This is a genomic window from Burkholderia sp. Ac-20392 (genome assembly GCF_017104585.1).
Classification (GTDB): Bacteria; Pseudomonadota; Gammaproteobacteria; order Burkholderiales; family Burkholderiaceae; genus Burkholderia; species Burkholderia lata.
In genome coordinates this window covers 1-9,626 of sequence record NZ_JAAGPB010000333.1, presented here as the reverse complement: position 1 = coordinate 9,626, position 9,626 = coordinate 1, and the positions used below count along the sequence as shown (strand labels likewise).

The 9,626-nt window shown below is 65.3% G+C and carries 7 protein-coding genes and 1 pseudogene; 1 reads left to right on the top strand and 7 read right to left on the bottom strand.

All coding sequences use genetic code 11. The features are described 5' to 3' along the window. From G3N99_RS42095 to prpB, 7 genes and pseudogenes are all read right to left on the bottom strand, one after another. Positions 1 to 111, bottom strand: a pseudogene (locus G3N99_RS42095) (CoA transferase); the annotation flags it as partial. Between the two features lie 310 nt (positions 112 to 421). Further along, on the bottom strand, positions 422 to 1,330 hold the full coding sequence (locus tag G3N99_RS27885) for a hypothetical protein (protein ID WP_174940700.1): 909 nt from the start codon (positions 1,328 to 1,330) through the stop codon (positions 422 to 424). Positions 1,331 to 1,494: 164 nt separating this feature from the next. Then, positions 1,495 to 1,944 (bottom strand): helix-turn-helix transcriptional regulator, encoded by a 450-nt coding sequence (locus G3N99_RS27880; protein WP_174940698.1) that lies wholly within the window; start codon positions 1,942 to 1,944, stop codon positions 1,495 to 1,497. A gap of 675 nt (positions 1,945 to 2,619) precedes the next feature. Continuing rightward, positions 2,620 to 3,810, bottom strand: coding sequence for a 2-methylaconitate cis-trans isomerase PrpF (gene prpF / locus G3N99_RS27875; protein ID WP_011353759.1), 1,191 nt, complete (start codon positions 3,808 to 3,810; stop codon positions 2,620 to 2,622). Positions 3,811 to 3,836: 26 nt separating this feature from the next. Further along, positions 3,837 to 6,431 carry a Fe/S-dependent 2-methylisocitrate dehydratase AcnD gene (gene acnD / locus G3N99_RS27870; RefSeq protein ID WP_206123996.1) on the bottom strand — a complete coding sequence of 865 codons (2,595 nt, stop codon included), beginning with the start codon at positions 6,429 to 6,431 and terminating at the stop codon, positions 3,837 to 3,839. A 77-nt stretch (positions 6,432 to 6,508) separates the two neighbouring features. Beyond that, positions 6,509 to 7,681: a 2-methylcitrate synthase gene (gene prpC, locus G3N99_RS27865; protein WP_122948256.1), complete on the bottom strand. Its 1,173-nt coding sequence runs from the start codon at positions 7,679 to 7,681 to the stop codon at positions 6,509 to 6,511. A gap of 165 nt (positions 7,682 to 7,846) precedes the next feature. Next, a complete protein-coding gene (gene prpB / locus G3N99_RS27860; protein ID WP_011353756.1) occupies positions 7,847 to 8,740 on the bottom strand; it encodes a methylisocitrate lyase in 894 nt (297 codons plus the stop codon). Between the two features lie 170 nt (positions 8,741 to 8,910). On the opposite strand from prpB, the gene G3N99_RS27855 reads away from it, so the two are divergent. After that, positions 8,911 to 9,626, top strand: a 716-nt coding sequence (locus G3N99_RS27855) for a PrpR N-terminal domain-containing protein (protein WP_206123995.1), incomplete at its 3' end; no start/stop codon positions are given.

Sequence of the window (9,626 nt, the reverse complement as noted above, 5' to 3'; positions counted from 1 at the left end):
CAGCGTGATCCGCGCGCCCATCCCGGCAAGCATCCAGCCCGCGAGCGGGCCGGGGCCGAGACCTTCGAATTCGACGATATGAATGCCGGAAAGCGGCGTGTTCAATGGCATGGCGACCTCATGGGGATGCAATCGAAGCGAACGGACGAGCCGTCACGCGGAAAGGGAATGTCCGTCGGATTCACGTATTCTGACGCGCTTTCGCGCCGCGAAGGCAATCGGTGCGACCTGCGGAAATGGCGGGCGAAACGACACGGCGAAGGGCACGCGGACGGGCACGCAAAAAGGCCGGCGCAAACGCGCCGGCCTCTGCCGTCAGGGTATGACCCAGGACTGCCCCTGATACACCCGGGCCGCCGTCGACACGCCGGAGAGATCGATCTCGACGTAGCGGCTGCTTACCCGTTCGATCGCGGGCGGGTTACGGCGTCTTCCATTGACCGCCTTCGTAGACTCGCCCCGTCGAATTCGTTCTCGTCAGGTCGATTTCGATGCTCCGCGATCGCGACTTCGCGAAGATCGTCGAGGTCTGGATGTTCTGCTCGAACCACACCAGCACCTTCTCGATCGGCGTGAACGACGCGTCACCCGACACCATCACGTCGGGCGCCACGTAGATCGGCGTGCTGACGGCCTCGCCGTCGATACCGGTGCTCAGTTGGCAGATGCCGGGATGGATGTCGCCGTAGTCGTTCTCCATGTTGATCGCGGTCGGATCGCCGCCCGTCGACGGCGTCCCGAACTGGCCGAACTTGTCGAGGGTGATGATCTCCCCGACGCCGATCGAGACCTTCTTGGTCGACGCCTTGACCGAGATGCCGTCCTGGTAGCGGTTGGTCCCGAAGATCTGGTAGATCGGCGTCCACGAGAACTCGTTGTCCTCGAGGTATTCGAACGACGCGCGCCACACGATGTTGTAATCGGCGTCGCCGACCTTCTTCGCGAAGCACAGGTTGTAGCCGGCCTGCTTGAGCGTCGCGAAATCCTTCTTGCCGATCCCGATGTCGACGGTCTTGGTAGCGGCTGCCAGCACGTTCTGGAACGACTGGACGAGCGCACCGTACTCCTCGACCTGGAACAACTGCGCCTGCACCTCGAACTCGGCCACGTTTCCGGTCGGGCTGAGGCTCTTGCACACGACCTTCTGCCCCTGGTCGACATGCGTACCCTGGTAGATGTAATACGTGTTTTCGGTTCGGAGGTTGTCCTTGTTCACGCCGGTCACGGAGAACTTCTCGCCGGCCTTTTTCTTCAGCTCTCCGTTGCCTTCCGTAATCACGTCCCAACTGACACCGACTTTCGGCCAACGACAAACTTTCAGGATGCTCATTTTCTGGTCCCTCGAATAGCTCGCTGAGAATGGACTGCTTGCGCACGGCGAGCATCGCACGCAAAACGGCAAATCCGTGTTTATAGGTAAATTGCACAATTTCGAATTTGAAAACTATTCACAACTCAATTCATGAATTCGAATATTCAGTGCATGGAGCCAGATTAAGATTCAGCCGACGAATTGGCCATGCCACATTTCGCGTATTGACCGGCAATCAACGCCACCAGTTGACGCGTCGATTCGCAGCGGCATTTATCGAGTAAATGCTCGCGATGCTTGTCGACGGTGCGGGGGCTGATCTGAAGCAGGCGCGCGATCTGCTTGCTGCCGTGCCCCTGGCACAGCAGCCGCAGCACGCGGGATTCGGCCGGACTCAGGCGGATGCCGCCCAGGTCGATTTGATCCGGCCACACGAGGTCGTCGGGAAGCGCGCGACCCGGCAACGCAATGACGGATTGAACGCCGGTCTTCTGCTTGACGCGGCTCGCATGGCGGCGCGCGGTATCGAGCCCGATATCGAGATGAGCGGCGATGGCCTTGTTGCTGAACCCGCGACACAGTAGATCCAGAACTTCTTTCTCTCGCGGCGTGAGAGCAGGATCCGAATCCATCGGCCCGGTCGTGTCATTTTCGCCGCCGGGTCGGGATGGTCAGTTGAATGCGGTGCTGTCGGCTGCGCTATTTATGGTCGAAATTTCCGACAGGAGCGTCGCTTATACCACACCCCAACACACCTGATTAATGCGCACATCGATACAAATCAACACATCGAATAAAACACTGAAACCGCACATACACCGAATCACGAACCGGAATCGTTTTCCACAATCAATATGTTTTTATTTTTCGCACATGCGCAGCCGGAATTTTCTTTCGTATTGAAGCGTCGCAGAATGCCGCCGCGCGGCGCACGTCTCGCTCAATCCACCCGCGTGCGGATCAAACGTTGGCCCCCGTACGATCCGATGACCGCATGCGAACTCGAAATCGGGATCAGGAACGTCGACGAAGCGTGTGGACAGGATGCCTGGGTGGCAGGTCGAAGGCCGCGCGAACGCGAAGCCGTGGGTCGTGCGGAATCAGCGGAGAGAGCACGTCGCGCGTATCGATCGCGACGCAAGGTCATGCCGCGCGGCAAGTGGCCGCTGAACACGATATCGAATGCGACGAGCGCGTTGCGCGCGTCGTCGCATCACCGGCGGACCGCCCGCTTCGCCAGTCGTGAAACCGGCGAAGCAGGAATCCCGCCTGCCGCGCACGCCCGCATCGGGGCGCCGCGGCAACGCTCAGAACGCGTCGCCCGGCACGCGCACCCAGCCTTCCATCAGCACGCGCGCACTGCGGCTCATGATCGCCTTGGTGACGGTCCATTCGCCGTTCTCGAGCTGCGCTTCCGCGCCGACGCGCAGCGTGCCCGACGGATGCCCGAAGCGCACCGCGTTGCGTTCGCCGCCGCCCGCCGCCAGGTTGACGAGCGTGCCGGGGATCGCCGCGGCCGTGCCGATCGCGACCGCCGCCGTGCCCATCATCGCGTGGTGCAGCTTGCCCATCGACATCGCGCGCACCAGCAGGTCGACGTCACCCGCGTTCACGCGCTTGCCGCTCGATGCGACGTAATCGGCCGGCTTCGCGACGAACGCGATCTTCGGCGTGTGCTGCCGCGTCGCGATTTCATCGAGCGTGTCGATCAGGCCCATGCGCAGCGCGCCGTGCGCACGAATCGTCTCGAACTTCTCGAGCGCCTTCGCATCGCCGTTGATCGCGTCCTGCAGCTCGGTGCCCGTATAGCCGATCGCTTCCGCTTCGACGAAGATCGTCGGGATGCCCGCGTTGATCATCGTCGCCTTCAGCGTACCGACGCCCGGCACCGCGAGATCGTCGACGAGGTTGCCGGTCGGGAACATCGACCCGCCCGCGCCCTCTTCCTCGGCGGCCGGGTCCATGAACTCGAGCTGCACTTCGGCGGCCGGGAACGTGACGCCGTCCAGTTCGAAGTCGCCCGTCTCCTGCACCGCACCGTTCGTCACCGGCACATGCGCGACGATCGTCTTGCCGATGTTCGCCTGCCAGATCCGCACGGTCGCGACGCCGTCGCGCGGCACGCGCGCCGGATCGACGAGCCCGCCGCTGATCGCGAACGGGCCGACCGCCGCCGACAGGTTGCCGCAGTTGCCGGTCCAGTCGACGAACGCCTTGTCGATCGAGACCTGACCGAACAGGTAGTCGACGTCGTGGCCGGGCCGCGTGCTCTTCGACACGATCACCGTCTTGCTGGTGGACGACGTCGCGCCGCCCATCCCGTCGATCTGCTTGCCGTACGGATCGGGGCTGCCGATCACGCGCAGCAGCAGCGCATCGCGCGCGGCGCCCGGCGCCTGCGCGGCGTCCGGCAGGTCCTGCAGCCGGAAGAACACGCCCTTGCTGGTGCCGCCGCGGATATAGGTCGCGGGAATCCTGATTTGAGGAGTGTGAGCCATGTGTGCGTTATCCCTGTGTGACTCGATCAAGCCGCCTGCGACGATTCGAGGAAGTCCTGCGCGAAGCGCTGCAGCACGCCGCCTGCTTCGTAGATCGACACTTCCTCGGCCGTATCGAGCCGGCACGTCATCGACACCTCGACGCGCTCGCCGTTCTTGCGGTGAATCACGAGCGTCAGGTCGGCGCGCGGCGTGCGCTCGCCGATCACGTCGAAGGTCTCGGTGCCGTCGATGCCGAGCGTCGTCCGGTTCGTGCCCGGCTTGAACTCGAGCGGCAGCACGCCCATCCCGATCAGGTTCGTGCGGTGGATCCGCTCGAAGCCTTCGGCGGCGATCGCCTCGACGCCCGCGAGCCGCACGCCCTTCGCCGCCCAGTCGCGCGACGAGCCCTGGCCGTAGTCGGCGCCGGCCACGACGATCAGCGGCTGCTTGCGATTCATGTACGTCTCGATCGCTTCCCACATCCGCATGACCTTGCCTTCCGGCTCGACGCGCGCGAGCGAACCCTTCTTCACCGCGCCGTCGACGATCGCCATCTCGTTGATCAGCGTCGGGTTCGCGAAGGTTGCACGCTGCGCGGTCAGGTGGTCTCCCCGGTGCGTCGCGTACGAGTTGAAGTCTTCTTCCGGCAGGCCCATCTTCGCGAGGTATTCGCCCGCTGCGCTGTTCAGCAGGATCGCGTTCGACGGCGACAGGTGGTCGGTCGTGATGTTGTCGCCGAGCACCGCGAGCGGGCGCATCCCCTGCAGCGTGCGCTCGCCGGCCAGTGCGCCTTCCCAGTACGGCGGACGGCGGATGTACGTGCTCTGCGCGCGCCAGTCGTACAGCGGCGCCGCGCGCTCGCCCGCATCGGCGCTACGCGCGAACATCGGCTCGTAGACCTTGCGGAACTGCTCGGGCTTCACGCTCGACGCGACGATCGCATCGATCTCCTCGTCGGTCGGCCAGATGTCCTTCAGCGTGACGGGCTTGCCGTCCTGGTCGTGGCCGAGCACATCCTTCTCGATGTCGAAGCGGATCGTGCCGGCGATCGCGTACGCGACCACCAGCGGCGGCGACGCGAGGAACGCCTGCTTCGCATACGGGTGGATGCGGCCGTCGAAGTTGCGGTTGCCGGACAGCACGGCCGTCGCGTACAGGTCGCGATCGACGATCTCCTGCTGGATCTTCGGATCGAGCGCGCCCGACATCCCGTTGCAGGTCGTGCACGCGAACGCGACGATGCCGAAGCCGAGCTTCTCGAGTTCGGGCAGCAGGTTCGCTTCTTCCAGGTACAGCTCGACCGCCTTCGAGCCGGGCGCGAGCGAGCTCTTTACCCACGGCTTGCGCGTAAGGCCGCGCGCGTTCGCGTTGCGTGCGAGCAGCGCCGCTGCGATCACGTTGCGCGGGTTGCTGGTGTTCGTGCAGCTCGTGATCGCGGCGATGATCACCGCGCCGTCGGGCATCTCGCCCGCCTTCTCTTCCCACTGGCCGGCGATCCCGCGCGCGGCGAGATCGGACGTCGGCAGCCGCTTGTGCGGGTTCGACGGGCCGGCCATGTTGCGCACGACGCTCGACAGGTCGAACGTCAGCGTGCGCTCGTATTGCGCGTTGTCCAGCGTATCGGCCCACAGGCCCGCCACCTTCGCGTAGGTCTCGACGAGCTTCACCTGCTCGTCGCTGCGGCCGGTGAGGCGCAGGTAGTCGGTCGTCTGGCCGTCGATGAAGAACATCGCGGCCGTCGCGCCGTATTCGGGCGCCATGTTCGAGATCGTCGCGCGATCGCCGAGCGTGAGGCTCGCCGCGCCTTCGCCGCGGAATTCCAGGTACGCGCCGACCACCTTTTCCTTGCGCAGGAACTCGGTCAGTGCGAGCACGACGTCGGTCGCGGTGATGCCGGGCTGGCGCTTGCCGGTCAGCTCGACGCCGACGATGTCGGGCAGGCGCATCCACGATGCGCGGCCGAGCATCACGTTCTCCGCTTCGAGGCCGCCGACGCCGATCGCGATCACGCCGAGCGCGTCGACGTGCGGCGTGTGGCTGTCGGTGCCGACGCAGGTGTCCGGATACGCGACGCCGTCTTGCGCCTGGATCACCGGCGACATCTTCTCGAGGTTGATCTGGTGCATGATGCCGTTGCCCGGCGGGATCACGTCGACGTTCTCGAACGCCTTCTTCGTCCACTCGATGAAGTGGAAGCGATCCTCGTTGCGGCGATCCTCGATCGCGCGGTTCTTCGCGAACGCGTCCGGATCGAAGCCGCCGCATTCGACGGCGAGCGAGTGGTCGACGATCAGCTGCACGGGCACGACCGGGTTCACCTTGGCCGGGTCGCCGCCGCCGTCGGCGATCGCGTCGCGCAGGCCGGCGAGATCGACGAGCGCGGTCTGCCCGAGGATGTCGTGGCACACGACGCGCGCCGGGAACCACGGGAAATCACGTTCGCGCTTGCGCTCGATGATCTGCTTCAGCGAATCGGCAAGGATCGCCGGATCACAGCGGCGCACGAGGTTTTCGGCGAGCACGCGCGACGTATACGGCAGCGTGTCGTAGGCGCCGGGCGCGATCGCTTCGACCGCGGCACGCGCGTCGAAATAGTCCAGCGACGTGCCGGGCAGGGGTTTGCGGTTGGCGGTATTCATGGTGTGGGGCACTCGGGTATGGCGTCCGGCGCACGCCGGCCCCCGTCACGCGGGAGGCCGGTGTGCACGGTGGGCGATCAGCGCTTTTCGATCGGTACGAACTGCAGGTCTTCCGGACCGGTGTAGTTCGCGCTCGGACGGATGATCTTGTTGTCGATGCGCTGCTCCATGATGTGCGCGCTCCAGCCGGACGTGCGCGAGATCACGAACAGCGGCGTGAACATCGCGGTCGGCACGCCCATCATGTGATACGACACCGCGCTGAACCAGTCGAGGTTCGGGAACATCTTCTTCGCGTCCCACATCACCGATTCGAGGCGCTCGGCGATGTTGTACAGCTTCAGGTCGCCCGCTTCCTTCGACAGCTTGTGCGCGACGCCCTTGATCACCTTGTTGCGCGGATCGGAGATCGTGTAGACCGGGTGGCCGAAGCCGATCACGACTTCCTTGTTCTCGACGCGGCGGCGGATGTCGGCTTCGGCGTCGTCCGGCGAGCTGTAGCGGCTCTGGATTTCATACGCGACTTCGTTCGCGCCGCCATGCTTCGGCCCGCGCAGCGCGCCGATCGCGCCGGTGATCGCCGAGTAGATGTCCGAGCCCGTGCCCGCGATCACGCGGCCGGTGAACGTCGACGCGTTGAATTCGTGCTCTGCGTACAGGATCAGCGACGTGTGCATCGCCTCGACCCACGACTTCGACGGCGTCTTGCCGTGCAGCAGGTGCAGGAAGTGGCCGCCGATCGAATCGTCGTCGGTTTCCGTCTCGATGCGCTTGCCGTTGTGCGAGAAGTGATACCAGTACAGCAGCATCGAGCCGAGCGATGCCATCAGGCGGTCGGCGATGTCGCGCGCGCCCGGCAGGTTGTGGTCGTCCTTCTCCGGCAGCACGGTGCCGAGCACCGACACGCCCGTGCGCATCACGTCCATCGGGTGCGCGGACGCCGGGATCTGTTCGAGCGCCGCCTTCAGCGCGTTCGGCAGGCCGCGCAGTGCGCGCAGCTTGGTCTTGTATGCGGCCAGTTCGGTCAGGTTCGGCAGCGTGCCGTGCACGAGCAGGTGTGCGATTTCCTCGAATTCGCACGACTCGGCGACGTCGAGAATGTCGTAGCCGCGATAGTGCAGGTCGTTGCCGGTCTTGCCGACCGTGCACAGCGCCGTGTTGCCGGCCGTCACGCCCGACAGCGCCACCGACTTCTTCGGCTTGAATGCGCCTGCGGCGGCCGGTGCTGCTGCGTCTTTCGTCTCGCTCATGTTTCCGTTCTCCAATGTGTATCGGGGGTATCAGCGGTCGGCCGGACTTGGCGTTTTAGCGCCTGGTGCGGCCCCATGCTTCGCTGTCGGCCGGACTTGGCGCTTTAGCGCCTGGTGCGGCCCCATGCAAGGCGCGCCGGGATCGAATCCCGGCACGTGGGCGCGTTACTTCTTGCCCTGCGCGAACAGCTCGTCGAGCTTGCGCTCGTATTCGTGATAGCCGAGGAAGTCATACAGCTCGGCGCGCGTCTGCATCGTCGGCACGGCCGCCTTCTGCGTGCCGTCGCGGCGCAGCGTCTCGTAGAAGTTCAGCGCGGCCTTGTTCATCGCGCGATACGCGCCGCAGCAGTACAGCGCGATGTCGACGTTCGCCTCGCGCAGCTCGTCGAGCGTGAACAGCGGGGTCGAGCCGAATTCGGTCAGGTTCGCGAGGATCGGCACCTTCACGGCTGCCTTGAAACGGCGGTAGTCGTCGAGCGACTTCATCGCTTCCGGGAAGATCATGTCCGCGCCGGCTTCGACGTAGGCCACCGCGCGCTCGATCGCCGAGTCGATCCCTTCGGCCGCGGCGGCGTCGGTGCGCGCCATGATCACGAACTGGTCGTCGGTACGCGCATCGACCGCCGCCTTGACGCGATCGACCATTTCTTCGACCGGCACGACTTCCTTGCCCGGACGGTGGCCGCAGCGCTTCTGGCCGACCTGATCTTCCAGGTGCACGGCCGCGACGCCGGCCTTGATGAACGAGCGCACCGTGCGCGCGATGTTGAACGCGCCACCCCAGCCCGTATCGATGTCGACCAGCAGCGGCAGGTCGGTCGCATTGGTGATCCGGTTCGCGTCGATCAGCACGTCTTCCATCGTGCTGATGCCGAGGTCGGGGATCCCGAGCGAGTTCGCGGCGACGCCGCCACCCGACAGGTACACGGCCTTGAAGCCGACGGCCTGCGCCATCTTGGCTGCGTAGGCGGTGATCGCGCCGACGACCTGCAGCGGCTGCTCCGCCGCGACTGCCGCGCGGAATTTCGCGCCGGCGCTCTGAAGATGCGTATTGCTCATGAACGGCCTCCTGAAGGAACGACCATTAACAGCAAGGACCGGGCCAGCTCGCGCAACGTCGCTAACCCACTGATTCTTAAGCACCTGGCACGGGCGAGGCAGCGCCCAATGATTTCAATTTGGCAATTTCATATTTCAAAAATGAAATCGCACGCGCATAATCGACCGTCATGGACCTCTCCTCGACCAAGCCCGTCGGCCCGGCCGATCGCGCGGTGCGCCCGCGCATCTGGGCGATGGGCATCAGCCGCCTGCGCGACCTCTTTCGCGAGATCGCCGGCGAATTCGACGAACGCGCCGACGTGCGCATCGTCACGCGCGCCTATGAGGATGCGCTCAGCGCGATCGCCGAGGCCGGCACCGCGCGGCCCGACGTGATCGTCGCGGCCGGCTCGAACGGCGGCTTCCTGAAAACGCGTGCGCAGGTGCCGGTGGTGGTCGTGTCGCCGACCGGCTTCGACGTGATGCAGGCGCTCGCGCGCGCACGGCGCGACGCATCGCGGATCGCTCTCGTCAGCGCCGGGGAAACGCCGCCCGAAGTGCGTCGCTTCGTCGCCGCGTACGGCCTCGACGTGCAGTTTGCGTCATATCAGTCTGCACAGGAAGCGGAAGCCTGCGTGCACGAGCTGCGCGACCGCGGCATCGAGACGATCGTCGGCCCCGGCCTCGTCACCGATCTCGCGGCCAGCGCCGGCATGGGCGCGGTGTTCCTGTATTCGCACGCATCGGTACGCAAGGCCGTCGATACGGCGCTCGAAGTCGCGTATGCGACGCATGCCGAGGCATTCCGCCGCCAGCGGCTCGACAACCTGCTCCAGCACTTGCGCGACGGCGTGGTCGCGCTCGACGCGCGCGGCCGAGTCGAGGCAATCAACGAGCGGCTCGA

What these genes read in the sequence shown, in the direction of transcription:
- prpB (WP_011353756.1), bottom strand. Translation starts at nt 8,740, where the DNA reads ATGAGCAATACGCATCTTCAGAGCGCCGGCGCGAAATTCCGCGCGGCA.
- G3N99_RS27880 (WP_174940698.1), bottom strand. Translation starts at nt 1,944, where the DNA reads ATGGATTCGGATCCTGCTCTCACGCCGCGAGAGAAAGAAGTTCTGGAT.
- prpF (WP_011353759.1), bottom strand. Translation starts at nt 3,810, where the DNA reads ATGGCTCACACTCCTCAAATCAGGATTCCCGCGACCTATATCCGCGGC.
- G3N99_RS27885 (WP_174940700.1), bottom strand. Translation starts at nt 1,330, where the DNA reads ATGAGCATCCTGAAAGTTTGTCGTTGGCCGAAAGTCGGTGTCAGTTGG.
- prpC (WP_122948256.1), bottom strand. Translation starts at nt 7,681, where the DNA reads ATGAGCGAGACGAAAGACGCAGCAGCACCGGCCGCCGCAGGCGCATTC.
- acnD (WP_206123996.1), bottom strand. Translation starts at nt 6,431, where the DNA reads ATGAATACCGCCAACCGCAAACCCCTGCCCGGCACGTCGCTGGACTAT.